General features: G+C 37.3%; 19 protein-coding genes and 1 pseudogene. 3 read left to right on the top strand and 17 right to left on the bottom strand.

Annotation, left to right across the window (positions count from 1 at the left end):
- Positions 1-4 precede the first annotated feature (4 nt).
- Positions 5-2,941 (bottom strand): formate dehydrogenase subunit alpha, encoded by a 2,937-nt coding sequence (fdhF, locus tag FQ087_RS04885; protein WP_149579404.1) that lies wholly within the window; start codon positions 2,939-2,941, stop codon positions 5-7.
- 309 nt (positions 2,942-3,250) lie between these two features.
- Here fdhF and fdhD point away from each other — a divergent pair, with 309 nt between their 5' ends.
- Positions 3,251-4,063, top strand: a complete 813-nt coding sequence (gene fdhD, locus FQ087_RS04880; RefSeq protein WP_149579403.1) for a formate dehydrogenase accessory sulfurtransferase FdhD — start codon at positions 3,251-3,253, stop codon at positions 4,061-4,063.
- A 490-nt stretch (positions 4,064-4,553) separates the two neighbouring features.
- Here fdhD and FQ087_RS04875 read toward each other — a convergent pair whose 3' ends face one another.
- Positions 4,554-4,886 carry a hypothetical protein gene (locus FQ087_RS04875; RefSeq protein WP_149579402.1) on the bottom strand — a complete coding sequence of 111 codons (333 nt, stop codon included), beginning with the start codon at positions 4,884-4,886 and terminating at the stop codon, positions 4,554-4,556.
- Between the two features lie 529 nt (positions 4,887-5,415).
- Here FQ087_RS04875 and FQ087_RS04870 point away from each other — a divergent pair.
- Positions 5,416-6,312, top strand: coding sequence for a TIGR01777 family oxidoreductase (locus FQ087_RS04870; RefSeq protein WP_149579401.1), 897 nt, complete (start codon positions 5,416-5,418; stop codon positions 6,310-6,312).
- Between the two features lie 160 nt (positions 6,313-6,472).
- Here the strand turns inward: FQ087_RS04870 and FQ087_RS04865 are convergent, their stop codons facing one another.
- The 5 genes from FQ087_RS04865 to FQ087_RS04845 all read right to left on the bottom strand — a co-directional run bounded on the left by FQ087_RS04865 (position 6,473) and on the right by FQ087_RS04845 (position 11,829).
- Complete coding sequence (locus FQ087_RS04865; RefSeq protein ID WP_149579400.1) at positions 6,473-7,399, bottom strand: aldo/keto reductase; 927 nt, start codon at positions 7,397-7,399, stop codon at positions 6,473-6,475.
- A 154-nt stretch (positions 7,400-7,553) separates the two neighbouring features.
- On the bottom strand, positions 7,554-8,060 hold the full coding sequence (locus FQ087_RS04860; RefSeq protein ID WP_255452274.1) for a DinB family protein: 507 nt from the start codon (positions 8,058-8,060) through the stop codon (positions 7,554-7,556).
- Positions 8,061-8,457: 397 nt separating this feature from the next.
- The gene (locus tag FQ087_RS04855) at positions 8,458-9,180 is read right to left on the bottom strand and encodes a hypothetical protein (RefSeq protein WP_149579399.1); all 723 of its coding nucleotides are present in this window, start codon (positions 9,178-9,180) and stop codon (positions 8,458-8,460) included.
- A complete protein-coding gene (locus tag FQ087_RS04850) occupies positions 9,170-10,510 on the bottom strand; it encodes an AAA family ATPase (protein ID WP_149579398.1) in 1,341 nt (446 codons plus the stop codon). The genes FQ087_RS04855 and FQ087_RS04850 overlap by 11 nt, the downstream gene beginning before the upstream one ends.
- Positions 10,511-10,740: 230 nt before the next feature.
- Positions 10,741-11,829, bottom strand: coding sequence for a hypothetical protein (locus FQ087_RS04845; protein ID WP_149579397.1), 1,089 nt, complete (start codon positions 11,827-11,829; stop codon positions 10,741-10,743).
- Between the two features lie 249 nt (positions 11,830-12,078).
- Here FQ087_RS04845 and FQ087_RS04840 point away from each other — a divergent pair, with 249 nt between their 5' ends.
- Positions 12,079-12,897 carry a S1 family peptidase gene (locus FQ087_RS04840; protein ID WP_149579396.1) on the top strand — a complete coding sequence of 273 codons (819 nt, stop codon included), beginning with the start codon at positions 12,079-12,081 and terminating at the stop codon, positions 12,895-12,897.
- A gap of 275 nt (positions 12,898-13,172) precedes the next feature.
- Here FQ087_RS04840 and FQ087_RS04835 read toward each other — a convergent pair whose 3' ends face one another.
- The 10 genes and pseudogenes from FQ087_RS04835 to FQ087_RS04790 all read right to left on the bottom strand — a co-directional run bounded on the left by FQ087_RS04835 (position 13,173) and on the right by FQ087_RS04790 (position 26,540).
- Positions 13,173-13,325, bottom strand: a complete 153-nt coding sequence (locus FQ087_RS04835; RefSeq protein WP_149579395.1) for a YfhE family protein — start codon at positions 13,323-13,325, stop codon at positions 13,173-13,175.
- Between the two features lie 213 nt (positions 13,326-13,538).
- Positions 13,539-14,636, bottom strand: a complete 1,098-nt coding sequence (locus tag FQ087_RS04830; RefSeq protein ID WP_149579394.1) for an ABC transporter ATP-binding protein — start codon at positions 14,634-14,636, stop codon at positions 13,539-13,541.
- A 145-nt stretch (positions 14,637-14,781) separates the two neighbouring features.
- Positions 14,782-15,666 (bottom strand): PucR family transcriptional regulator, encoded by an 885-nt coding sequence (locus tag FQ087_RS04825; protein ID WP_149579393.1) that lies wholly within the window; start codon positions 15,664-15,666, stop codon positions 14,782-14,784.
- Positions 15,667-15,967: 301 nt separating this feature from the next.
- Positions 15,968-17,470 (bottom strand): alpha-glucosidase/alpha-galactosidase, encoded by a 1,503-nt coding sequence (gene melA, locus FQ087_RS04820; RefSeq protein WP_149579392.1) that lies wholly within the window; start codon positions 17,468-17,470, stop codon positions 15,968-15,970.
- A 90-nt stretch (positions 17,471-17,560) separates the two neighbouring features.
- Positions 17,561-17,818 carry a DUF6171 family protein gene (locus FQ087_RS04815; protein WP_255452145.1) on the bottom strand — a complete coding sequence of 86 codons (258 nt, stop codon included), beginning with the start codon at positions 17,816-17,818 and terminating at the stop codon, positions 17,561-17,563.
- 33 nt (positions 17,819-17,851) lie between these two features.
- Positions 17,852-18,337: pseudogene (locus FQ087_RS04810) on the bottom strand (family 4 glycosyl hydrolase); the annotation flags it as partial.
- A 65-nt stretch (positions 18,338-18,402) separates the two neighbouring features.
- A complete protein-coding gene (abnB, locus tag FQ087_RS04805) occupies positions 18,403-20,259 on the bottom strand; it encodes an arabinan endo-1,5-alpha-L-arabinosidase AbnB (RefSeq protein ID WP_304624656.1) in 1,857 nt (618 codons plus the stop codon).
- 19 nt (positions 20,260-20,278) lie between these two features.
- Entirely contained in the window at positions 20,279-22,675 is a 2,397-nt protein-coding gene (locus FQ087_RS23300) for an iron-containing alcohol dehydrogenase (RefSeq protein ID WP_149579390.1), read from the bottom strand.
- A gap of 24 nt (positions 22,676-22,699) precedes the next feature.
- On the bottom strand, positions 22,700-24,982 hold the full coding sequence (locus FQ087_RS04795) for a glycoside hydrolase family 127 protein (protein WP_149579389.1): 2,283 nt from the start codon (positions 24,980-24,982) through the stop codon (positions 22,700-22,702).
- A 67-nt stretch (positions 24,983-25,049) separates the two neighbouring features.
- On the bottom strand, positions 25,050-26,540 hold the full coding sequence (locus tag FQ087_RS04790; RefSeq protein WP_149579388.1) for an alpha-N-arabinofuranosidase: 1,491 nt from the start codon (positions 26,538-26,540) through the stop codon (positions 25,050-25,052).
- Between the last annotated feature and the right edge of the window lie 8 nt (positions 26,541-26,548).

Below are 26,548 nucleotides of genomic sequence, written 5' to 3'. Positions count from 1 at the left end.
AATATCACCTTTCTTTCAAATGCTCAGTCAAATGTACATATTCAGGACGCGCCCATTTCTGATCCACTTCCACACCATTTTGAGGGTTACGCTTTTTATTACGATGGTTCGACTTTGGCAACGGGTTTTTACCGTCTTTTCGAAGTACTTCCATTCGCACCCGTGTCTGCTTATAAGCAGGTGTGTTCGTTCGGTGATCTACAGCTGGCCCAGTTAGGAAGTTAATAGCTGATTCTTTTTCAACCGAATTCATCGGCAAGAATAATTCATTTTTCTTCACACGGTCCGTTACAAGTGCCGGAAGCTTCAAAGAACCGTATGGCGAAATCAGGCGTACAAGGGATCCGCTTAACACGCCACGCTCTTTCGCAAGTTCCGGTGAAACCTCAACGAAAACCTCTGGTACTTTCTCCTGAATTCCATCCGATTTATTCGTCATATTACCTTCGTGGAAATGTTCAAGTAAGCGTCCGTTATTAATATGGAGATCATACTCTTCTGGAAATTCTACGGGTGGCACCCAGTCAGACAGGGCGAAACGTGCTTTTTTATCCGGGAAGTTAAATCCGTCCTCGTATAATAACGGTGTGCTTTTACCATCCAAACTACCCCATAAGAAGCTGTCCCAGCCTTTCATCACGCTATAATCTGCTTGACTAAATAATGGTGATAGACTCGCCATTTCTGCAAAAATCTCACCTGGATGTCTGTAGTTCCAATCTGCACCGAGACGGTTAGCGATTTCCTGAACAATCCACCAGTCCGCCTTTGCGTTGCCTAATTCCGGAAGAGCTTTGTACAAACGTTGCACGCGTCTCTCCGTATTTGTAAACGTACCGTCTTTTTCAAGCGATGGAACCGCGGGTAAAATGACATCCGCATATTGAGCCGTTCTTGAGAAGAAAATATCCTGCACAACAAGAAATTCGAGTTTAGACAAGACATCATGTACGTAGTTCGAATTAGAATCGACGAGCGCCATATCCTCACCGACTATATACATAGCTTTCATGATTCCATCATCGATCGAATGCAGCATCTGAATATTATCAAGACCAGGCTTATTATCGATTTTCACACCGTATGCCTTTTCGAATTTCTGACGGGCCAAATCATCAGTAACATGTTGATAACCTGGAAGCCATCCCGGTAGTGATCCCATATCACATGCACCCTGTACATTATTATGCCCTCGCAGCGGATAGGCTCCTGCACCAGGGCGTCGATAATTACCTGTCGCAAGCAACAAATTAGATATTGCAGCTGAAGTGTCTGATCCACCGGTATTTTGTGTGACACCCATTCCCCAAAGAATACAAGTACCGTCTGCATCACGAATCATTTCTGCTGTCTTGATTAGCATATCTTTTGATATACCACATACTTTTTCAGCATAGTCGAGTGTATATTGTAGAAGTACATCTTTGAATTCATCCAAATAATGAACGTTTTCATCAATAAACGACTGATCATGCCATCCCTTATCAATCATGTATTTTGTCACCGCCATGAGCCATACTTGGTCGGTCCCTTGCTTAGGACTTATAAAGATATCGGAGCGATCAGCCATTTCGTTTCTCCGTAAGTCAGCGACAATCAATTTTTGCCCATTCAACTTATGTGCACGCTTCACACGAGTGGCAAGAACTGGATGTCCCTCAGCTGGGTTAGCTCCAACAATAATGACAAGTCCCGCTTTAGCTATATCTTTGATGGTTCCAGCGTCTCCACCCATCCCAACTGTACGGAATAGACCGTCTGTCGCTGGAGACTGACAATAGCGTGAACAGTTATCAACGTTATTTGTTTCAAATACTTGGCGGGCTAACTTTTGAATGACATAGTTTTCCTCATTTGTAATCTTCGAAGATGAAATGATACCGATAGCTTCTTTTCCATGCTCTTTTTTGGTTGTACCGAGCTTTAAAGCAACGAGATCGAGAGCTTCTTCCCATGTAGCTTCTACAAAAGAATCGCCTTTTCGAATAAGTGGTGTCGTAATTCGTTCTTCGCTGTTGACGAAATCCCAACCGAACTTCCCTTTTACACACGTTGAAATCGCATTTACTGGTGCATCTGATACGGGCTGGATTTTTAATATCTTCCGGTCCTTTGTCCACACTTCAAAAGAACAACCAACACCGCAGAATGTACAAACTGTTTTCGTTTTCTTTGTCCTCGTATCGCGCATCGCGGATTCAGCATCGGAAATAGCCATAATCCCGCTATAGCCAGGCTCTACCTCTTTGACAAGTTCGATCATTGGCGACAGAATTTGCTCTTTTAGTCCGGTCATGAATCCAGCTTCACCAAGCATTGATTTTTCCATCAGCGCATTGCATGGACAAACGGTAACACAGTGCCCGCATCCGACACAGGAGGAGTCATTGATTTTCGCTCCCCCATCCCATAGAACAATTGGACGATCCCTCTCCCAATCAATCGATAAGGTTTCATTTACCTGTAGGTTTTGACACACTTCTACACACTGGCCGCAGGCAATGCATTGATTCGGGTCGTAACGGTAAAACGGATGTGTAAAATCAACACTTTCTTGTGTACATTTTGGTTCATACGGATATTTTTGATGTTCAATTCCCATCATATCCACGGTATTATGTATTTTGCAGTTACCATTGTTGTTGTCACACACTGTACAATACAACAGGTGATTTTCAAGAATTCGATCCATAGCCTCTGTCTGTGCTTCCTTAGCCCGAGTAGAAGAAAGTGCTACATTCATTCCAGAAACTGCTTTTGTTGAACAGGCACGTACTAGTCGACCATCCACTTCCAATATACACGTATCACACGTCTCAATCGGGTCCACTTCAGGTAAGTAGCATATTTGCGGATGAGAGATTTGATATTGATTGATCACCTCAAGAATCGTCTTGCCTTCCACGAAGTCATAACCCGAATCGTTAATCTTGATACGCAAGTAAGCGCCTCCTTTTTTATAAATAAAAACCACTATAAAAAAACACACCGACTTGACAAGTGCCCTTTCATAGTGGAATAGTCTTCATATAAGACGTGTTATAGTATCATTACTTATTTTCTCTTAAAATATTAAAACGCCACAGTAGTTAATAGTGTACGTCCACTTAACTATCATTATATTCCAATTAATAAGAATACACAATCTATATATGTTAGAGAAATGATTCCATTGAATACCGTTTCGGCTACCCCTGGATGGCGCCAACGCTGTGTTCAAATACATACCGAATTCAGGGAGGTAAAGCGGATGGAACAAGATAAGAAACGAACTATTTTTCGATATTCAACCGGAACTTTCACAAAAAAGGAAGACCGGATTGTAGTCGAACACCCCGTTACAATTAAAATCAATGATCAAGAATTCGCGACTATCGTTTGTTCACCCGAATACATCGAAGACATGGTGGTCGGTTTTTTGGCATCTGAAGGCGTCATCCCAAAGTATGAAGACATCAAAGACATTTGGGTGCAGGAAGAATTGGGAATTGTTCATATCAAAACGGATAAGATGTATCCCTTTTACGAAAAATTGTTAAACAAGCGCTATATCACCTCTTGTTGCGGGATGAGCCGACAAGGTTTTGTATTCGCCAACGATGCATTGACGGCAAAGAATATGAAGGAAACCAAGTTAACTCTTACACCGAATGATTGCTTTTTCCTGATGGAACAGATGGAGCAAGCAGCGGATATGTTCCATCAAACTGGGGGCGTCCATAATGCAGCGCTCTGTGACTCAACTGGAATAGTTCTGTCGAGAATGGATATCGGAAGACATAATGCGTTGGATAAAATCTATGGTCACTGTTTGAAACATACTATTCCAGTTCGGGACAAAGTAATTGTGTTCAGTGGGCGTATTTCATCGGAGATTTTATTGAAAGTAGCAAAAATCGGGTGTTCAATGGTACTTTCAAAATCAGCACCTACTGAACTCGCTCTAACACTTGCAGAAGAATTAGGTATTACGACTGTCGGATTTATACGACAAAACTCATTTAACTTGTATACCCACCCAGAACGGATCACTAGTGAAGAAAACAATGATACTTTTCATTAATCTAAACTTCCTAAAATACGGTAAAAAGACCCCGTTATTCCAGGAGTATTATACTACCTGTATGGCACATCTTTGTTGTCAAGAAAAGTCCATCTTAATATAGGGGTTCAATAGATTAAAACTACGTTTGAGGATCACAGATTTTAATCTATTTAATTTGAAATTTTATAAAGGAGAAATCTTGGCGGCGGTCTATTTCGGATCAAGTGTAAATAGAGGTGGGCTTTCTTCAAGCGTCACTTTACTTCCGCTCTTATATATATCTTCTGAGGTCTGCGAGTGATTGGGGTTGGCTTACTGGGCTGGGATTTTGTTTTGTCCTGGGCTTTAGTAGACGTACCATGAAAGCGCTTATTACATCTGTTAGGCAAATAGGCATTTTGTTCGTACATTTTCACCTCTCACTTCTTTCAAGGAAATGTATGTCTTACATTTCAACGGTTTAAAGAATGAATACCTGATGCTGCTTGCAGAGTAGAGGAGATTATTATTAAGAAGATTGATGAGTGATTGGTTTCTTTTTACCACTCCTTAAATAATTTAAATGATGAACTTCCACTCTATAAATTAAGTTTTTAATGTATTTTTGTAAAAATGGTTTGACTTTTCCATTGTAATCTTCAAGTGATTTGCATTCATAATGTTCATTTAAATGAGCAATGTAACTACATGTGATCACTATAGACTGTTCTTCCCCAGTACTTGAAGACCGCTTGGTTATTTCGAGAATCTCCATTTTCACATTAACATTCTTCATATATATTTTTGATTTAGTCGGTATGCTGTTTGACTGAAAAGATATAATTCCTTTTGCATAAATCATTCTATTTGCCTCCTGGTCTACCTCAACCGATGATTGCTTTCACTCCTGCTTAATAAATCTTTCTCCCAAACTAGGTTGAGTGAAGAACAGTTAGTCCGATTTTAGGATATGAAGTAACTGTCAGACTTTCCTACAGCAGAATTGCTTTTATTTAACTTAAAATAAGTTGACCTTCAACAAATCGCGGATAATTGTATTAGAAGACTGATTGACTCATAAGTTGTCAGATGGAAGTGACAACTTATCCAACCTTCTTATGCAATTGTTGTGCATATATTATAACATAAAAACAATTTTAGTTTCTTTATTCTCACCCACTAATTCTTGGTAACAAAAAACCAATTCTTAAGTGCTAAGCGTTTGGAACTAAATGCAGTTTATCCCCTACTTTGTTTCTTGTATCCTCTTAGACTTACAAACTGTAAGTAATCTTCAAGGGTAACTTTTTACATTCACTAGCGGTTTCTGCATCTTAAATGTGCAATCTATCGTCCTATTAATAACAACTTATAAGAAGAGGATGGATGATATGAAAAAGAAAATCGTCATAGCTGGTGGAACGGGTTTTATGGGTCAATACCTTAAAGAGAATTTCACAAATTTAGGATATGAAATAATCATCATTTCAAGAAGTCCTCATCATCTTTCTTGGACAGATCACGCAGGTATAATAGATGCCTTGGAAGGCGCAGAGATGCTCATCAATCTTGCAGGTAAGTCCGTCAATTGCCGTTATAATGAGAAGAATAAGAAAGAAATCCTAGATTCAAGAACAGATACTACAGAAATACTTGGTCATGCACTGTTAGCCTGTAAAAATCCACCTTCTTTATGGATCAATTCGAGCTCAGCTACGATTTATCGCCATGCGGAAGATCGCCCCATGACGGAAGCTGGTGGAGAGATAGGAACTGGTTTCTCCGTCGGGGTTGCGCAAGCTTGGGAAAATTCCCTATTTACTTTTGACCTACCTCAGACGAGGAAAGTTGCATTAAGAATTGCTATTGTACTTGGTAAGGATGGTGGAGTAATGGAGCCCTACCTCAACCTGGTACGCTTTGGCCTAGGCGGAGTGCAAGGAACAGGTAATCAAATGTTTAGTTGGATTCATATTGAAGATGTGTTTCAGATTGTACTTTTTCTGCAGAGGAATGAACATTTGGATGGAGTATTCAATTGTTCAGCTCCTCAACCAATCACGAATCGAGTATTCATGACACAACTTCGAAAAACGATGGACCGTAAAATTGGATTCCCATCGCCAAAATGGATGCTCGAAATGGGTTCCGTCTTCCTGCGAACTGAAACGGAATTAATTTTGAAGAGTCGATGGGTTGTTCCCGACAGATTAGAAAAAGAAGGATTCCAGTTTACATATGAGACAATCGACAAGGCACTTCAACAAATACTGAAAAGCTCAAGGTAGAAATAGAGTGAATTCAATACTTACTAATAACATAAAAACGGTTCAAGGAATAATACCCTTGAACCGTTTTTTAAAACTAGAATATATGCTTTTCGACTCGGAACAGTTTTAGACGCTAGACTCTGTTGTTATTTATAATGAATTTCATGCAACATTTTTGTTACGGAACGATATTTCCAGCAGCTTTATAAATGTCATACCATTCTTTTCTTGTTAACGTAATTTCCACGCCTTTACATGCGTCTTTTAATCGCTGAGGATTCGTTGTTCCAAGCACGACTTGAATGTTAGCCGGATGACGGGTAATCCAGGCGGTCGCAATCGCCGTGTTTGTCACATTATAGTTGTCAGCAATTTCGTCAATCACTTTGTTCAACCCTGAAAATTTCTCTAGGTCGCCGAGAAAAGGTCCAGCAAAGAATCCATTTTGGAAGGGTGACCATGCTTGTAGCGTGATATCATTCAAACGGCAATATTCGAGCACACTACTATCACGATTGATTGCCTGGTCAATATTCATATTTAGTGCAATCCCAGCGTCAATCATTGGTGTGTGGGCAATACTAAACTGAATTTGATTGACGACTAATTTATGCGGTGTATATTTTTGTAATAGTTCAATCTGTGATGGATTATGATTTGAAACGCCAAAATGTTTTACTTTTCCGCTGCTATGTAAAGTTTTAAAAGCTTCGGCAACTTCAGCAGGCTCCATTAATGGGTCGGGACGATGAAGTAGTAATAGGTCCAAGTAATCCGTTTTTAAGCGCTTTAAAATGCCGTCGACAGAGTTGAGAATATGCTCTTTAGAAAAATCAAAGTAGTTTTCTTGCCCTTTAATACCACATTTACTTTGCAAAATCATTTTTTCGCGGATATTTGAATTCATTTGGATCGCTTCGGCAAATAACTCTTCACAACGACCTTGTCCATAAATATCTGCATGATCAAAGAAGTTAATGCCTTCGTCAAGTGCAGTGCGGATTAACTGCTCAATCTCAGTTAAGGTAAGCTGTGTTAAACGCATATTGCCCATGATAATATTCGAAACATTTAAATCAGTATGTCTAATTTGAGTATAGTTCATAAAATATTCATCCCCTAATTATATTTTCTACTAATACGAATTTCATCAGAACCTAGTATTTAAGATTTCAGCTTGCTCCGTTTATATACACTCCCTATATAACTACCATTAACTTGACCGCATTCAATTAATTATATACTTTACTACAATTCTTTCATCTTATCATTTTTTTAATAACTCTAATTTGTCCTCTATGATTTAGTTCATCTTCAAACACATGAAACCATTTAAAATAATTATTCGTAGGAAGTCCATTCCAAAATGGACTTTGTTCAAATAACCATTTATCAGTTAGCGACTTAAACGTTTCAATTGTTTTGTTCCTTGTTTCTGATAATTGCTCCAAATAAAAATCAATGCTGTTTCCCTTAATTTGATCTCGAGCATTACATCCTAATTCTAAACCTGGGTTTAGTAAGCTAACATCCTCATCTGTAATTTCCCGATTTTCGAAAGTTAAGATTTTATATGCCTTTTCAACCGATATCATATGTGCTAACAACATTCCGATTGAATTCGATTCTTCATCGTACAGAAAGTCTAATTCTTCAACTGTTAAGTTTTCGACTTCAAGAATCGTTGTGAATCTGGTGTAATTCATCATTGAAACTAGTTTGCTAAACTCTAGACTTAACTCATCTTTTTGATCAATTATAAACATTGTATTATCTTCCAATGTTAGTTCACTCCCTAAAAATTAATTGAAACGACAATTGCCGAAACTGAATGGAAAATTGAATCGATATGCTGTGATACGAATTTTAAGGCTAGCAATCAGCATGAAATGAGACTAGGCGATATAGAAGTCAATGTCGTCAAATTGATGATTGAAGTTCCAATGACATTCTTTTCAAAGTGCCTTGCGATGTATAGTATGCGTTACAATAATAACTAATATTTCTGACACTATAATCTTAACATATTATTAAGAGAAAAGTTATTATTACCCGACGTTAAAAACATCTGTGACGATTTAGCGTTCAAGCAATCGTCACAGATTTTCTGAATCGATCAATGTGTTTTTTACAGATAACTTAAGTCATGCATCGCTTACCCCCTTATTGCTCAGATTGCAATCTAACATAGTCAAATAACAAAGGTACATTACTATATTGCTGTAATGAAGCCGTACTCTCAGAAATCCTCTCCCAACTCTCTGAATAAGGTTCAAGTCCTTTTATCACTGGCATGGATTGTCGTAGGAAATCTTCAATCGGCATCTCTAACTGATCAATAAAACGTTCTACTTCAGGAAATTTTCTATTCTTTTCTGGATTCGGTTCTCTAAATAGTACATGCTCTAAGTTTCGTGAAAAATAATACATTCGGTAGTCAATTTCACAAGAAAGAATCTTGTCCGCCGCTTTCATTTCATTAATATTATTACTTCTATCCGCATTTCTTGTTGCTATTTGAAGTTTTTGCTTTTCATGCGGCACAGATATTCGATCTTCGTGGTAGAGTGTTAATTCTTTTTGAGTCTCATCAATAACAATTGCCTCATCTGGAATAAAACAGCCATCCATATCAATAATATGTAACACACAAAATATATCTTCCGAATGGAATTTACTTTTCATCATAAACCCAATCACAGCATTTCCAATCACAGACTTAATGGGCTCTTCTGGCCTGTCCAAATCATATAGAATATCACCGTGCTGAATATGAAAACGTATATTATGCTGTTCAAAAAGGCTACGTAAACGACTGTATAGTAATACCTCTTCGCAGCTTCCCTCGACAAGCAATAACACGACCTTCTTTTTATTAATTGTCATGTGAAATCCCTGCTTTTCGGAATGCTGTTTTAATATCATATAAGTTTGTTTCTGCATAGATTTCTTCGTCTTGGCCGCCTAGCTGTATGGCACGGAGATAGATATCTCGTGCATTGCTTAACTTTTCAACCCCTTTTAGTTGATGGTATCTGTCCTCTGGGTTAAGAGTCGTAAACCATAAGTTTCGAATAGGGAGTACTTCTAATATCCTCAAATTATGAGAAGTGAAAAAAAGTTGACCTTGTGCATTTTCGTGCAGAACTTCTAAAATTTCACCAAGTAAATATTCAAAAATCCCTGCATCAAGCTCATCAATTACAACACACGCGTTCGGATTATTATAAACCGCAATAAGTGTACTTAAGATAGAAATGATTTTTAACGTACCTTCCGACTCACTTCGTAAAGGAAGTTCAATCTCCCCTTTTTTCGATAAAAACTCAAAGCGAACGCCTTCACTGCCATCACTCAACTTCTGCTTATTGATTTGTCTTATCTTTATTAAAAGACCAGGTATTATGGTCTGCAAGACAATATTCGTTTGGCTAACCACTTGGTCAATCGTTTCAAACAAATCCAAAGGCAGCACCATTGTATCAACCATCTCATAAGGTATATGTCCACGTTTTCTTTTCAGATGCACACTAAACGGCATTACAAGATTGGCAACTAATAGACCATATTGTACGGTATCAATGATGTGTAAATCATGATTAAAATCATCTGTAAGATTTTTCATGATTTCAATTTCATTTTCTTCTAAGAGCTCTTCAAATACTTCCTTTAATTCCTCTCTAAACACAAAAGATGTTGCGTTACTGACAGCCATCCGTTTGGCTACGATAGATGAAACTCTTTCAGATTCATTCATTTCATGTGATTGTTTAATTCCTATAGTTAAGTCTCTACCAGTTTTCTTCATTAAAACTTTGAATGGCTCATTTTCATTATGTTCCCGATATACTACTTGTTCTTCGACAACTTGATACCTTCCTTTTCCCGCTGATAAAGAAACTGAGTAGTTAACGAGGAATTCCCCGAATTGATTTTCAACTATAAATTTAAACAACAAGCGAATTGTCTTTTCATTAAAATATAGCAAGTTAGATGTGATCTTAGGTAGTGGAGCGTCATTATTGGCTGATAATAATGTTTTCAGCAGATTGAACGCTTCCACAGCAGCTGTTTTTCCAGAACCATTTTGACCATAGAATCCTATTACATCAGCTTTTTCTAACGTGTTGAAAGTTGAGTTTGTATGAAACTCACCCTTTTTCACGTTTTTTAAATTGGTTATTTCTACATTGGTTACCCTGACTATACTTTTCATGGAGGCCCCCTATGAATACTGCTTATAGTGAAAACAGACTATTATTGTAAGCGATAATGCATTTTAAGAGAATTTCTTAAAGGTGTTTATAACGCGATGAAAAATGTAATTTTACTTATCAATATGGTCTTAATCGTCACATTATATTCAAATTATCGCCCGCAAGGTGCAGCAATAATTAATCCAACACAAAAATGCCTACCGAAACGATAGGCATTTTAACATAAGCTTTATCCTTGAAAAGTCTTACCCCTTGTTATTACTTGTGAAGCACGCAATGGGATACTTACATTCAGTGCGAAATACGGCTCTAAAATGCTGTAAAAAGACTCCCATTGACTATCTACTTGCTCATATTTACCCTTTTGTTCTAAATTAATAATGCCCTTATAAATTTTTCGTAGTTTAGAAAGGTCTTCCTTTGTTACTTCAAAATCATAATAAGCCATTTGTTCTTCAAATATTGGCATTGGATAGGCGGCTCGATAATACGGCCGCATTGCAAAATCAAATGCCTGCCATTTATCCATCTCGAGTTGCTCGTCACCATCGATATTAGCCTGGCGAGCAGCCTCATATAATTTTTTAATCACCGGATAATCCACTTTGGAAATAGTAATGCCTACATCTACAATATACTCATCAAATGTAGGTTCTACATAATATTTATTAACTATTTCATAAAACTGATCTATCTTCGCGCCAGATTCTTTCTCCTCTCCACTTTTAGAAAGTGAAATCCATTGATTATAAAGTTCTTCCAACCGTAACAGGTCATCAGTTGTAAACTTATACTCAAACATACTTATATAAACATCAAATGATTCAGGCTCCCAATTAGCAAGATAATGGGGATTCGTTATTTGATTAATTTTCATCCATATCTCTCCGGATTCCTCCCATAATTCCTCCTTTTCTAAAGCCATTGCTTTATTGTAAAGAACTTCTAGCTTTTTGATTTCATCCACTGTTACTCCAGGTGGCAGATTTTTCACGAAATAGGCAAAGTCATAAAAATCTGCAAAACTTTCAAGTATTTCTCCTTCGATTTGTACCGAAGCCCCGATTGAAATATTCATCGCCTGAATTTGTTCCTCGCTAAATGTATGCAATCCGACATGATAACGTTTACCTTCATCACTCTTAATGATGATTTCGTTGTTCCAATTTTCTACGACTGTGCCTTTAACAATCTGTCCAATTTGAACATGTGATTCAATTTCTCCCACCGCAGCGGATGTATAAGAAGGCATTACTCCACCAAGTCCGAGTGCCAACGCAATAGCAACGACGAACATCCTTTGCTTTTTCCTACTCATAGCTCATTCCCCTTTAAAATATATAATTGTTTAATAAGAAGACGCACGAACAATATTCATTCTTGCATTTAAAATCTTTGGACTGTTCATTATATGTCCTTACAAAATAATAATGACAAAGAAATCTAGTATTCTTCAATCAGTTGGTGTCTAACTGATTATTACGGGTTAAATTTAGAAATCTTTGTTTACTCTCCTTTGTTATAATGAACTATAACGTTATGTATTTAAAAGTTAGGATGTGATTGCATGGATTCGAATGAAAAACAACCGCCTAATTTGAAAGACATAGATTTAAATGCTGAACTTGATGATGAAGAATTGCAGGAACTGGTATTAGAAGCACATCGGGAGGCTCTTTTTATAGAGGCGCAAGAAAAAACAAAACATAAAACGAAACGTCCATTTCCAAAATGGCTATTTTGGCTTATCTCCATTGTGATGGTATTCAATACATTTGCAGTTATTTTTGAAGTTTATTCAATCCCAGCCATTGAATTCTTAAAAACTTCCTCAAAATTATCGAAGCAAGAAAACATTGCTGACTATAAAAAATCCGTTGTTGTTATTCAGACAGCTGATAGTAAAGGCACTGGTTTCTCTATTTCGAGTGACGGAACCATTCTAACAAACTATCATGTTGTCGAGGGAAGCGACACTGTTAATATCTTTTTCCCAGACGAAGGGCGTTTTACGGCAGACGTTGTGCATTCATATCCTTCAGTAGACCTCGCTGTATTAAAAGTAAATGGCAAAGACCTACCCTATTTAGAACTCAGTAAAAAAACGACTTTTGTAGATAATGAAGCGATTAACTTTATAGGTAATCCTTTAAGTTTTAAGGGTATTGCAAATGAAGGGACGATTATTGATTATATCCAACTCAGCGATTGGGATGTACCTGTCGTTATGATGAAAGCACCGGTTTATAGGGGAAATAGCGGTAGCCCCGTACTAAATAGTAAGGGGCTAGTAATTGGCATTGTTTTCGCTACATTAGATCATGAAACGCATGGGAAAGTAGGATTATTTGTTCCAATCGATGAGTTTTATAATCACCAATACTAAATAATGTCTGTATTTATGATGTTAAATTGACATATAGCGAAAGTTTAATGAAAGGTTTTCTTTTGGTATCATCTGTCGGCCAAAACATTATCGATGACATATTAGTAAATCAAAAAAACCTTAAAACTAAGGAAAATCACTAAAATTCAACTTAGAAAAAATATTTCTCAATACCAAAAACGGTTGCATTCTATATGCAACCGTTTAATTTCAATTAGATTATGTTATTACTAAGAAGAGTTTGCTTATTTCTCGGTATGTTCTATCTGACTAATTCAGCCTTTTTTGTTATTATCACTATCTTTATCTGCTTTTTTTACTACATTATCTGCTTTTTTGTATTCTTCCTGATACAGTACTTCTTGTGCCGAAGACAATCCATTGTTTTTTTCGGTCATTTCCTGGTGTGGAGACTTCTTCTCATTCATTGCTATACCTCCTCTCCCTTTTCATATCTTGATCATTCAGTTTGTCCAAGTATTTTAGTTTTTAAGCACAGTTAAAGACCTCTGACACTCATAAGAATTGTAAATCACATAATTAAGTCAGCACCTGTTCGCCAAACGCTTTCATCCCAAAAGAATCCATATAGAAAACCGCTAAAGGAAAATAAATTCCCTTAGCGGCTTTACTATATAATCTTATTTAATTCGTAATTCTGTTTCATTATCGAAAAAGTGCGCTTTATTAAGATCGAATGCTAAGTCAATCGTTTCGCCAGCCACAACGTTGAAACGCGCATCAACACGAGCAACAAAGTCTTGGTCATTTACTTTAGAATAAAGAATGATTTCTGCACCCATTAATTCAGCAACTTCAATCGAGGCTCTGATTTTTGTTTCAGGAGAAAAATCAAGAAATACCGGTTCATCATGAATATCTTCTGGACGAATTCCAAGAATGATATCTTTACCGACATAGTTTTGCTCACGAAGATATTTCATCTTACCCTCAGGAATAAGAACTTTTATATCATCCATAACGAAATAATTACCTTCAATTTTACCGTTTAAGAAGTTCATTGCAGGAGAACCGATAAAACCACCAACAAAAACATTATTAGGTTCATCATAAACTTCTTTAGGTGCTCCTACTTGCTGGATGAGTCCATCTTTCATTACAACAAGCCGTGTTGCCATTGTCATTGCTTCAGTCTGATCGTGGGTTACATAAACTGTTGTTGTTTGCAGGCGTCTGTGTAACTTTTGAATCTCCGCACGCATTTGTACACGTAACTTAGCATCTAAGTTAGATAATGGCTCATCCATTAAGAATACTTCAGCATCTCGGACAATAGCACGTCCTAAAGCAACACGCTGACGCTGTCCACCTGAGAGGGCCTTAGGTTTTCGAGTTAAGAGGTCCTCAAGTCCCAAAATCTTAGCGGCATTATCAACACGTTTTTTTATTTCGTCTTTTTTAAATTTACGAAGCTTCAAACCAAATGCCATATTATTGTAAACATCCATATGGGGATACAGTGCATAGTTTTGGAAAACCATTGCGATGTCACGATCTTTTGGTGGGACGTCGTTCACTCTTTTTCCCCCGATGAAAAGATCGCCCCCTGAAATTTCTTCCAAACCTGCAATCATTCTAAGTGTTGTTGATTTTCCGCAACCAGATGGACCAACTAATACTAAAAACTCTTTATCTCTAATTTCCAAACTAAAATCTTTAACGGAAACTACATCTTTGTCATATACTTTTCTTATATTTACCAATTTCAAGTCTGCCATTATATTCCCTCCAAAGTATGTAAGTGCTTTCATTAACTACTAATAGCATACATTATTTATACTATTCTAGTAATGGTGAATATGCACAAAGATCTGGATAGTGTTCGTGCACATTTACTATGAATTTAGTTTCCAAAAAATAGAGTTACTTTCTTGCTAAAAGTGCTAGATAAACTGTCATTGCATGATGAAATTGGCGGACATCTATTCCCGTCTTTTCAAAAAAACGATCCAAGCGATATTGTAGGCTATTGCGGTGCATATGCAGTACTTTTGCAGTCTCCGATATATTTAAATTGCATTGAAGAAACGTTTCTATTGTTTTTAATGTTTCTTCATCATTAATGTATTCTTGTAAAATAGTTTTACCAATATCGGAACGTACGTCAGGTTCTGTTTCACTAATGAGTAAATAAGGCACAGCATCAATATAAGTTACTACAGTCTTATTCGTATATATAAATACTTTCTTAGCCGCATTTGTTAAGGAGTGATAATACTGAGAGATGTCCTCCAAACCTTCCTTATAAGATCCAATAAAGAAGTTGATTTTCACAGATAAATCACTCATGAATATGTCTTTTATCTCTTCAAATGAGATACTATCTTCATATATTGTCTGTTCTTCTATAATAATACCTTCATGCCCATTTCCCCAGAGAATAGGTACTTGATTTGCAAAAAGCTCATGAATGGCATCTTTAAACATTATAGGGTCAATTTGATTTTTTTTAATTGAAAAGTAGATAAATCGATAAGGATTATTAATTTCAAAGTTAGCACTTGATTCAGTCGAATGAATAGCATTTCTCCATTTTCGTTCTTCATCGGTAGGTATTGGTAAATTTGTATTATATGGCAATAAAAAAGTAGCTAATAACGATAAATCTTTGGATGTTAATTCTTCTTCATTGATACCAATAATCTCATTTTCATCCGTCACAAACCACTTATATGTACGGTCTAAGTTATCACTTCCCTCTGAATATACAAGAAGTGAAGAATAAATTTTACGTAATTGATTGATCATCAAAACACCTCTTTCTTTTTTCGAAAAGCTTTTTCAATTTAGATTATTGTGTCCAAAATAATAGTACCACAATAATTCTTATATTCGTCTTGCGATTAGACGATCTTATTTTTGGCAACTACCTAAATCAACTAATGTAAAAACGCCTAGGGACTCTCCCCTTTGGCGTTTTGATATGACTAATGTATTATATAAATGATTTTGTTGGACTAGCATAGAAATTTCTTGCAGCCCTTTCCTTAATTTAATTTAGTATCGGGAACATTGTGATAGTATTTACTAATACTTGAAGGCTCCAATATCACTTACTAGCTGGACGTACTTTAGCTTTGTCAGCTTCTCCAGCATTAATATTCGCCTCATCCCGATCAAGAGCCATTTCTTCCACCGTTTTCACATTGAGACGTGCTGCACCTTTATTCTCTTGGGTTGGGACCAATTCATTATTTTCTAATCTATATGCCGCTTCTTTCACTGCTTCCTTATATTGTGGCAACCACTCACTTTGCGCTACTAACATTTCATCGACCATTTGCCAAATTTCATTTGGATTACAAACAGCTCCTACAAGTGGGTCCATCATCATAGCCTGTCTTAACAACATATCATCACCTTGGACAGCAGCTTCGATAGCAAGTCTTTGCACCGAGATACTAACATTACAGACGGCTGCACAACCAAGTGGTAAATCCCCAATCATAGGCATGTTAATTCCATTATGATCTATATATCCAGGGGCTTCAATAATAGAGTCATTAGGTAAATTAGCAATAATACCATTATTGATGACATTAAAATGCCCTCTATAGACTCTCCCAGTCTCTAATCCTTCTATAATATACGATCCATGCTCTTCACTTCGGTTTTCCTGTCTATATTCCATTGCTGGTTCTTTCATCCAGTTCGGAAAATCAATGTCAAACCAATTTCGTCCTTCTGTACAAACACGTAAATAACCACCTGTTTCACCGTTAATCCATACCCCTAGATCGATCCAATCAAGAATTTCATCTGGATTTTTTCTATACCAGGGGACGTATTCACTTAGATGCCCATTGGATTCTGTACTATAGTAACCAAATCTTTTTAGCATATCAATCCGTACTTTTTCCGTTTTCGGAAACTCCGGATGCTTCTCAAATGCTTCCAATACTTTATCGGTTAAATCAACACCATTATGTTTCACTTGGATATACCAGGTTTGATGATTAATGCCCGCACAAACAATATCAACTTCTTCTTTGTCTAGATTAAATACATCGGCAAGTTGTTGAAGGCCATGTTGAACACCATGACATAATCCAATTGTTTTTACCCCACCGTATTTATTGCAAGCCCATGTAATCATGGCCATTGGATTTGCATAGTTAAGAAGCAAACAATCCTCTGCTGCAACTTCCCTTATATCTTTACAAATCGCCAGCATCTCTGCGATACCTCGTTGACCATACATAATGCCACCAGCGCTTAATGTATCACCTACACATTGATCGACTCCATATTTTAGCGGAATTTCAATATCTGTTTTAAACGCTTCCAATCCACCGATTCGAACAACGTTAAAAATGTATTTAGCCCCTTTTAATGCCATTTTACGCTCAGTCGTTGCTTGAATCGAAATAGATAATCCATTTTCTGCGATATCACGTTGACATAACTGCGTCACCATCTCTAAGTTGCTAGCGTTAATATCAGTAAATGCTACTTCAATATCTTTAAATTCTGGAACAGCTAATAGATCTCGAAGCAATGATCTCGTAAACCCAATACTACCAGCACCAATAAAAGCTATTTTAAATGACATAGAAATAACTCCCTTCTACATAGATTGAAATAATGAACTCTTTTAATGCTCCTAAGCTCAGTTTATACCCGTAGTCAACACATCAAAATATTACCACTTTGGACTTCCTGGGTCCGGGCAATGCTTGTACGTTAACTTGGCTCTGAACTGTACAAAGCAGCCGCAGTAACCACAAGTAGTATCGTAAACAAGCGAGGGACAGGTTTTACATATTTCCAATCTGTTATTATAGAGATCATCCTCAACAATATCAATCTCGTATTGAAGTTGCTCATTGACAAGTTGCTGGATTTTATCGTCCGAGACGATGACTGATTGTGAGCAACCTTTACATGCCACTTTCCTCATCCTTTACCTTTTTTATGATACAAATACCGCTAATTACTTGAATTTAGGCAAATAATCGCCATGCGCTTCGATTAGCTCATCACACATTTCCACAATATCATCGATTGATAGCTCTGCTGCAGTATGTGGATCTAGCATTGCCGCCTCAATAGTCAGTAACTGTGTATTAATATTCGTCCGATTAAGGGCAGCTAACTGTTCAGGTAAATCTCCGACGTATGTCGGTGTCACACCACTCGCATCAACTAATCAAGGCACCTCTACACAAGCTTTTTCTGATAGATTACTAATCAAACGACCCGTGTTTAATACATTTCCTCCAATTTTAAACGGTTCATTGGTCTCCATTGCTTCAATAATATAAGAGCCATACTCAGAATTACGCTCATGTGTTAGATTTTTGTCATTAACTAAATCCTCGCGCATTCTTTTCCAATCATCAATTTGATGGACGCAACGTCTTAGATATTCATCCAACGGTATGTTAAATTGTTCGATTAATTCTGGGTAACTCTTTTTTTGCGGAAATAGTACTTCCTGCACCTAAAAATGTGTTTTTAGCAATTTTACATAATTTCCATATTTTAATTATTCCGTTTTCTTCTGATGGCAAAAAAAGCAACTAAAACAAGTAACAGCGACACTAGGACGATCCATACCACTAGATTTGTTGTCTGATCGACTGCCTTCACTTCTGCATTTCCTTCGCCTTCAACTTCAGCCTCTTCACTCGGCAATACAACCAATTTAAAACTCTTTGTAGCTGTAGTCTCATTTTTACTGATAGTAGCTGTTAACGTAATTGTAGTATCTTGTTCTGAGTAAGGTCTCTTGGCAGCCCCCTTTTTAGAAACAATCGAAGGATCTGAAGACTTCCATGAAATTTTAGTATCAAAAGTACTGGCTTTGGGAAGTGATACATCGGCAATAACGGCTCTTGTATTGCCAAGTTTCAATGTGTTTTTCACGTATGCCACAGTGTCTTCATCAGACAGCTCTTCAAGTTGACTCCCCCAAATTGACATTCCTTGTTCCGATACAGCTGTAAATGTCATCACTTCGCTTTTAGAAATCGGATCCCATTGTTTTAGAAAAACACCCTGATAAGCATAATTATCAATGACCAGATTCGCTTTGTTGTCTCCTTCAACCGCCCATGTCCCATTAACATCCCCAGCAATAGTACCATCAGCAAGTAACGTAATAACAACCGATTTTTTTACTTTCTCTGTAATTTCTTTACCATGATTAATAAATTTATAGTTACCACTAACCCCCTCCGGAGAAACCTTCGCTAATTCTTCCCCAGCATATCGATAAGGTGCTACAACCGGCCATCCATCATCATTCATAAATAGCTGATGGACTCGAATCTCATGTTGTTCTCCTCTTTGCGGAAATCGACTATGAAATAGTAATAATTGCTTGCCTGTAGCTTCATCATAATACACGGAGTTATGTCCTGGAGATACATAACCTATTCCTGTACTTACTGTCGATTTACTCGTCATATTCTCAAATAAATAGTTCCCCATCAATTTCACACCATATGGCTCAATCGACTTGTCATCGAAAAAAGTTCCATTGGCTCCGCGAACGGTAGTCATATCATTACCTTCTGCATCAACATATGGCCCATCAGGATTCTTCGAACGAACGACGCGCATATTATAGCCACCATCTGCACCAAGACCACCGAATGTTATATATAAATAGTAGTAGCCTGTCTCTTGGACATATTGAATATAGGGGCCTTCCATTCGACTATGGTTCCCCCCCATTAACTTGGTACCATATCCTTGACCATCAAGTGGAAGTCCTGTTGTAGCATCCATTTGTAATATGAAAATACCACCAGAGTATGACCCATAAACCATCCAAAGTTTGCCGTCCTTATCCAAGAATGCCTGTGGGTCAACGACATTAGGATGGATTGTCGCATTATATATTTTTCCATCTTCACTAGCTTGATTCCACATGCCAGATTTCAGGAAAATACCTTTATCTTTATAAGGACCTTCGATATGATCCGCTACAGCTACTCCCATTGCTGAGAGTGGCGAACCACCTTCACATGCATTGTAATACATGTAAAACTTACCGTTCAATTCAATCACATCTGGCGCCCATAACGTATCTGTTTCTGCCCATTCTAATGCTTCCTCTAGTTCTTCTACGACATTATCAAACAATGGATTATTCGGATTCACACCTGCCGCAACAGTGGTCCAGTTCATAAAATCCTTTGTTTTGGCCACTCCTAAGTGCGAACCGAACACATAATACATATCATCTACTTTGATGACTGAAGGATCATGGACAGATGCTTCAGTAAAAGTAGGTACTTTAACATCTTTTCCGTCTGCAGATGCACTAGAGGGTATGAGTAAGGTAGTTATTAAAAATAACATGACATATTTAACAAAAAAACTACTTCTCATATTGTTTTGCCTCCCTAAATTATTGAACAATAACTGTAGCAATCACTTTCTTTTCAGATCTATCAATAATTTGTCCTGGGGAACCGAGATATGGATTTCCATTTTGATCCCAAAAAAGTTGTTGTACACGCGCATGACGGTTATGATCGTACAGCGAATTACCTTCAATTTCCTTGTACGGACGAGCATGATAAACAAGTAGATCTGTTGTCCCATCTTCTGCGACTGTGAAACTATTATGACCCGGTCCGTATTCCTCAGCCTTCTCATTCGTCGCAAAAATAGGCTCTACTGATTTTGTCCACGAAGCAGGATTGACTAAATCACTGTCTTCAGAAGCACTTAATAAGCCCATAACATAACGATCATCCGTCGCGCTAGCAGAATACGTGATAAACACTTTGCCATTACGTTTTATGACAGCTGCGCCTTCATTAACATAAAACCCTTGCTGTTCCCACTCCAAATCTGGTGTCGATAATACCGTTTGTCCACCTTTGATTGTCCATGGATTACTCATTTCAGCGATGTATAAGTTAGATACTGTATCATCATCTACTTTTTGTGCCCACACTAAGTATCTCTTTCCCTTATTTTCAAATGTTGTCGCATCCAATGAAAAACTTTGAAAATCTGTGTTGACTTGTCCTTTTTCTAGCCACTCACCTTGTAAAGGATTATCAGCACTACATTCCAACACATATGGTCGAATTGCCCAGACATTATCAGTATCCCCAGCAGCATAGTGAACGTACCATTTATCATCAATAAAATGGAGTTCAGGTGCCCAAATGTGCTTGGACATAATACCTTTCTCAGGTTTACGCCATATGACTGTTTCTTCAGCATGCGAAAGATCCTTAATTGACTTTGCTCTTCTTATTACAATTCGATCATATTCAGGATAAGACCCTGTGAAATAGTAATAACCATCTGTATGTTTATAAATATATGGATCTGCTCTTTGCTCTACTAAAGGGTTTGGATATTCTTGAAGCTGAATTTCACCTTCAACAGTATAAGTCCCAATTTCACCGTATTGTTCTACTGTGAGAGCATTCCAAGAGACATTCAAGTTTAAATGTGTACCATTTTTCAATTCAACAGCAATCACCTCGGGTAAATCTGGTTTGTTTCCGATATTTGTTCTTACTTCGATATTTTCTACCTTAGCAATGTTCATTAAATTATTCGCCCCTTTTTTATACACGATATTTTCTAGCGGATATTTTATATTCTCTTTTTTAAATTGATTAATTAGAAATAAACCCGTACAACGATTTCTTAAATGAAATGCTTCATTTAAGCTTTCAACAACTAGCTTATCTCCTATATTTAATTCTTTAGGTGTTGTAGCTCCACCAACCGTTTTAAGTAGATATCTTATATAATTTGAGTTTGGCAACTCATTGATTGCTGCTTTTATTTGATCCCAGTTTCCAATGAAACTATTAATAAAACTTGAATCATGTGCAATCTTTTTCACATCTAAATTGATAATAAGTTGTTTATATAAATCAATTATTATCGATACAGCCACACCGACCTTTTCCCCATGTAATAATTGTTTAGCATCTTTTTTCAATAGGTCCATTTCCCAGTAATGAGATAAATGATGCTCACTTCCAGAGGCTGGTCTTGAATAGTCTAACACCAGCATAACCAAGCCAGATTCAATCAATGACTGCATTAGAATTGTTAACCCATAATCACTTCTGTTGGCTATTTCTTGTACATTATTTACACATGCTTCTAATGATTGTTTTGTCAGATCTGCTGCTAATTGGTTGTATGGTTCATCCGCAATTAAACTAGAAATCTTCCAATCAAGAAGAGATGTATATTTGCCAATTATGTCTCCAAACCCAGCCGCAGTCATCTCATGTGGCGCTTCTTTAAGAACGTCGATATCTGCAAACACAGCGATAGGTGATACTGTTTGAAATGTATTTTTAAATCCTTGAATTATTAAAGGTGCACCCTTAGATGTAAAACCATCAACTGAGGCGGCAGTAGGTACCGAAATAAATGGGATAGCCATTTTATAACTAACGAAGCGTACAACATCATGAATTGTTCCAGTACCAACAGCCACAATAATATCTGTATCATTTGGCATATCAAGAAATAATTTAATTAACGTTTGTTCATTAGCAATAACCTGTTCATGTTTATTTGGTTTTAACTCTATGATTGTCATTTGAAATTCATCTTTGACCAACAAATTTCCCAACTTATCCCCTGCCGCCTTACGCGTATTTTCATCGACGACAAGAACGATTTTCTTAAGCTTTTTCGATCTTAAATAAGTTGGGATCAACCATAATGCTTTCTGTTCAATGAAAATTTCTGGGACAGTAATCTCTTCTGCTTTCACTTCTTTGATTAACTTATTAATATCTTTTATAAGTAGCATTTAATCACCTCAAGTGAGTAACTCTTAATAGACTCTTTCATTAATGATCCGGACTCCATAAACCCCACCCGCAACTGTACCTGGTTTGGATGAAAACTTAATCTCAACCCGCTCTTTCTCTTTTGTCAATACTCTTGGAATTTCATAACAAACATCAAAAAGTTTACCTGGATGAATGGCTTCCAGTTTCTGATTCACGATAACTGTACCGTCCACCACAATGTCAAATTCACGATTATATGCTTGTCCATCCACATATAAAGTAGAATCACTGCCAAAGTATGTAACCACTAAATACATTTGTTTAGTCGATTGTACAGCCATTTCATAACTAAAAATTCCTTCATCGCGACAATCTCTCCATCCTTTATGAACAATATTTAGATAACCTGAATTTGAATTGCTTGATGAAAGATGATGTTCAATTTCAGGCTGCTGCTCATTTGGATTAACATAATCAACGGTAATGTCTCTTTTTCTCCGAAGCTCTTCTTCCTCCCCGTCATGGAAATTGTGATAGGCTGCTTCGTTCATAATGTTCCAATAAATGGTGTAGCGTTGATGATGTAATTGGTAAAAAGGGATAAGCGTAATCTTCTGATTCCCTGACTGACCCACTGCTAAAGTTTCAAATCGTAATATTGAATTTTCAATTGGTCTTATCCAGTGATTTAGATCTTCTGTATCAGCCACTAAGACTGGAACATCAATTAAAGGATGATTATCGAGCTTCATATGATCTTCAAGTATATCTGTTTCTGGGAAATGCTCTTTTCCTAATGCGCCTGCCAATACAATAGGTCCGTACATGATCGCTTGCTTTTGGGGATTGTCACTTGAGACATATCTATGTAAATTCATTGGAAGTTCTATTTCAACACAGTCCCCAGATTTCCACTCCCTATTAATTGTTAAATAGCCATTCTTCGCATGTGTAAATACTTCAGTTCCATTGATAGTCGCAGTCACTGCTCCTACACCCCAATAGGGAACACGAATATGGACTGTTAGTTTCTCGTGATTGGCTTCTTTAAAAACGAGTGTAGAACGATTAGACGCCGGAAATGAAGTTTCCTGGCTAATCTTTAGCTGTTTTTCTGCCACTGTTAATTCTGAAGCAATAAATAGATTCACATACAATTGATCTTGTTCTTGGTAATAGATATTTCTTGTATAAAGTGCTGGATTTTCCATACCAGTACCTGTACAACACCAAAATGAATCTTCTGGCGAACAATATACTTTAAAATGTCCAGGTTGGGTAGATACAAAGTATGTCGTCATACCTGAATCTGGATCTTGCGATGCCAGAATATGATTGTAAAGTGCTCTTTCGTAGTAATCCATATACACCGACTTATGTGACCAGCGATATAAATACTCAGTCAGCTTTAACATATTATGCGTATTACAAGTCTCTGCTGATGTAACCCCGAGTTGTTCCTGATCACTTGGTCCAAAGTGCTCTCCGATACTATTACCACCGATTACATAGGAGCGATAATTCGTAACTTGCTGCCAAAAGAAAACAGCCATCTCTTTGTATTTCAAATCGCCTGTGATGTCATATAATTTCGCTGCACCAATCACTTTAGGTATCTGTGTATTGGCATGCTTACCTTCTAGGTCATCAATCGATTGAGAGAGTGGCTGAAGTATTGCCTGATGACAAAAACGTTTAGCCAGGTCAAGATAGCCTTGTTTACCAGTAATGATATAAAGATCTGCCATTACTTCATTCATACCACCGTGTTCACAGATAAGCATTCTCTCAAATTGTTCATCTGAAAGCTTATCTAAACCCGCCTTTGCCCAACTTGCTAATTTCAAGACAATTTCAAGTGCTTTAACGTCCCTTAAAATTGTATAGACATCTATTAAACCTGCATAAATCTTATGGATACTGTACCAGGGAACCCATGAACCCCCTAAGCTAAAATTATCTACTTGGAAGTCTCCACTAAAAACGTTATCAAAGCAGGTGCGGGAAAAGCCACTGACATAGCCCTCTCCATCATATTTTTGAATTTGTTCTAGTTCTTCAACTGCATAATCAATCTTTTGCTTGAGTTCTCTATCTTCTGTAACCGCATACATAGCAGCAGCTGCGGAAAGCCAATGACCAACAGAATGGCCAGCGATTTCCGTTGATTCCCATCCTCCATATCGAGGTTTTTTGGGTGTTTGACAAACAGCTTCATAACACGGTGCTAGTAGCCTATCAATATCCAAATAGAGTAAGTATTCTTTACCCTTGTCTTCAGATTGCTTGAATAACCCAGTTAATAACTTTGTATTATCAGCCATATTTTAGTCCCCTTTCAAAAAAATGGTAGCATATACTGCCACCATTTTTTTACTCATAATTCATGATTTATGATTCAATTGCTAGCATTGTGACCGATTTAGAAGGTAAAGAAATACGAAGATTATGACCATCAACTGTAAATCCTGTAAATGCAGTTGGTTCAACAGTATTTGGCGCTTCAAAAGTATTACGTGCATCCATCTGCTCTGATGTTAAAATTCGTCCAGCAACATGGATTGGATCAACAATGCCACGTAAGTTCAGCGTAATCGTAGCATCAGCATGATTATCTAAATTACATAAGCTAATATGAACCTTTCCATCCTTATCTTTAGATGCAGACACACTTACTTGAGGAATAACAGCCCCTCCACTTGTAATCGAGTCTACATTGATTTCAACAGCTAGCTTTTTAGCATCCTGATGCACTTTATACATTTCAAACACATGATACGTTGGTGTCAGAATCATTTTAGCGCCATCTGTTAAAATCATTGCTTGTAAGACATTTACCGTTTGTGCAATATTCGCCATTTGCACGCGATCACAATGATTGTTAAAGATATTTAATGACACACCTGCAACGAGGGCATCACGAATTGTATTCTGCTGATAAAGGAAACCTGGATTCGTGCCCGGCTCTGCATCAAACCAAGTCCCCCACTCATCAATAATCATTCCTACTCGCTTATCAGGATCATATTTATCCATAATTATGCTATGATTTTTAATTAACTCTTCCGTATGAAGTACTCTTTGCATCGTAATTGTCCACTCATCTTCAGTAAAATCAGTTGCAGAACCTTTGCCTGTCCAAAAGTCACCCGGAATTGTGTAATAGTGAATGCTTAAACCATCCATCAAATGACCCGCTTCGCGCATCAACACTTCCGTCCAATTGTAATCATCGACATTGGCACCACCAGCAATTTTATACAGCTTATTGTCACCATAATTCCGTACATAGGTTTGATAGCGGCGATAAAGGTCTGCATAATATTCAGGGCGCATATTTCCACCACAGCCCCAGTTTTCATTACCAACACCAAAATATTTTACTTTCCATGGCTCTTGTCGTCCGTTTTCCTGTCGCCAATTGACCATCGGTGATTCACCATCAAATGTCATGTATTCAACCCACTCTGACATTTCCTGGACAGTTCCACTCCCTACATTGCCACATATATAAGGTTCAGTCCCCAACATATCGCACAACATCATAAATTCATGTGTCCCAAAATGATTATTTTCTACAAGGCCACCCCAATGCGTATTGACCATACGTTTTCGCCCTTCTCGAGGCCCAATACCATCTTTCCAATGATACTCATCAGCAAAGCAGCCTCCAGGCCATCTAATAACCGGAATACTAATGTTTTTTAACGCTTCGACAATATCATTTCGAATTCCATTTGTATTAGGAATCGGGGAGTCTTCACCAACCCAAATCCCTTCGTAAATACCTCTGCCAAGATGCTCAGCAAAATGCCCATAAATATTTTTATTAATCGTTCCTTCTTCGATATCTGTATTAATAATAACTTGATTGTTTTCCATCATGACAC

Origin of the sequence: Sporosarcina sp. ANT_H38 (genome assembly GCF_008369195.1) — a bacterium.
Classification (GTDB): Bacteria; Bacillota; Bacilli; order Bacillales_A; family Planococcaceae; genus Sporosarcina.
This window is presented reverse-complemented; position numbering and strand designations above follow the sequence as displayed.

What these genes read in the sequence shown, in the direction of transcription:
- FQ087_RS04855 (WP_149579399.1), bottom strand. Translation starts at nt 9,180, where the DNA reads ATGACAATTAATAAAAAGAAGGTCGTGTTATTGCTTGTCGAGGGAAGC.
- FQ087_RS04795 (WP_149579389.1), bottom strand. Translation starts at nt 24,982, where the DNA reads ATGGCTGATAATACAAAGTTATTAACTGGGTTATTCAAGCAATCTGAA.
- abnB (WP_304624656.1), bottom strand. Translation starts at nt 20,259, where the DNA reads ATGAGAAGTAGTTTTTTTGTTAAATATGTCATGTTATTTTTAATAACT.
- FQ087_RS04875 (WP_149579402.1), bottom strand. Translation starts at nt 4,886, where the DNA reads ATGATTTATGCAAAAGGAATTATATCTTTTCAGTCAAACAGCATACCG.
- FQ087_RS04860 (WP_255452274.1), bottom strand. Translation starts at nt 8,060, where the DNA reads ATGTTTATAATTGATCAAAAAGATGAGTTAAGTCTAGAGTTTAGCAAA.
- FQ087_RS04815 (WP_255452145.1), bottom strand. Translation starts at nt 17,818, where the DNA reads ATGAGGAAAGTGGCATGTAAAGGTTGCTCACAATCAGTCATCGTCTCG.
- FQ087_RS04870 (WP_149579401.1), top strand. Translation starts at nt 5,416, where the DNA reads ATGAAAAAGAAAATCGTCATAGCTGGTGGAACGGGTTTTATGGGTCAA.
- FQ087_RS04845 (WP_149579397.1), bottom strand. Translation starts at nt 11,829, where the DNA reads ATGAGTAGGAAAAAGCAAAGGATGTTCGTCGTTGCTATTGCGTTGGCA.
- FQ087_RS04790 (WP_149579388.1), bottom strand. Translation starts at nt 26,540, where the DNA reads ATGGAAAACAATCAAGTTATTATTAATACAGATATCGAAGAAGGAACG.
- FQ087_RS04840 (WP_149579396.1), top strand. Translation starts at nt 12,079, where the DNA reads ATGGATTCGAATGAAAAACAACCGCCTAATTTGAAAGACATAGATTTA.
- FQ087_RS04865 (WP_149579400.1), bottom strand. Translation starts at nt 7,399, where the DNA reads ATGAACTATACTCAAATTAGACATACTGATTTAAATGTTTCGAATATT.
- fdhD (WP_149579403.1), top strand. Translation starts at nt 3,251, where the DNA reads ATGGAACAAGATAAGAAACGAACTATTTTTCGATATTCAACCGGAACT.
- melA (WP_149579392.1), bottom strand. Translation starts at nt 17,470, where the DNA reads ATGTCATTTAAAATAGCTTTTATTGGTGCTGGTAGTATTGGGTTTACG.
- FQ087_RS04835 (WP_149579395.1), bottom strand. Translation starts at nt 13,325, where the DNA reads ATGAATGAGAAGAAGTCTCCACACCAGGAAATGACCGAAAAAAACAAT.
- FQ087_RS23300 (WP_149579390.1), bottom strand. Translation starts at nt 22,675, where the DNA reads ATGCTACTTATAAAAGATATTAATAAGTTAATCAAAGAAGTGAAAGCA.
- FQ087_RS04850 (WP_149579398.1), bottom strand. Translation starts at nt 10,510, where the DNA reads ATGAAAAGTATAGTCAGGGTAACCAATGTAGAAATAACCAATTTAAAA.
- FQ087_RS04830 (WP_149579394.1), bottom strand. Translation starts at nt 14,636, where the DNA reads ATGGCAGACTTGAAATTGGTAAATATAAGAAAAGTATATGACAAAGAT.
- FQ087_RS04825 (WP_149579393.1), bottom strand. Translation starts at nt 15,666, where the DNA reads ATGATCAATCAATTACGTAAAATTTATTCTTCACTTCTTGTATATTCA.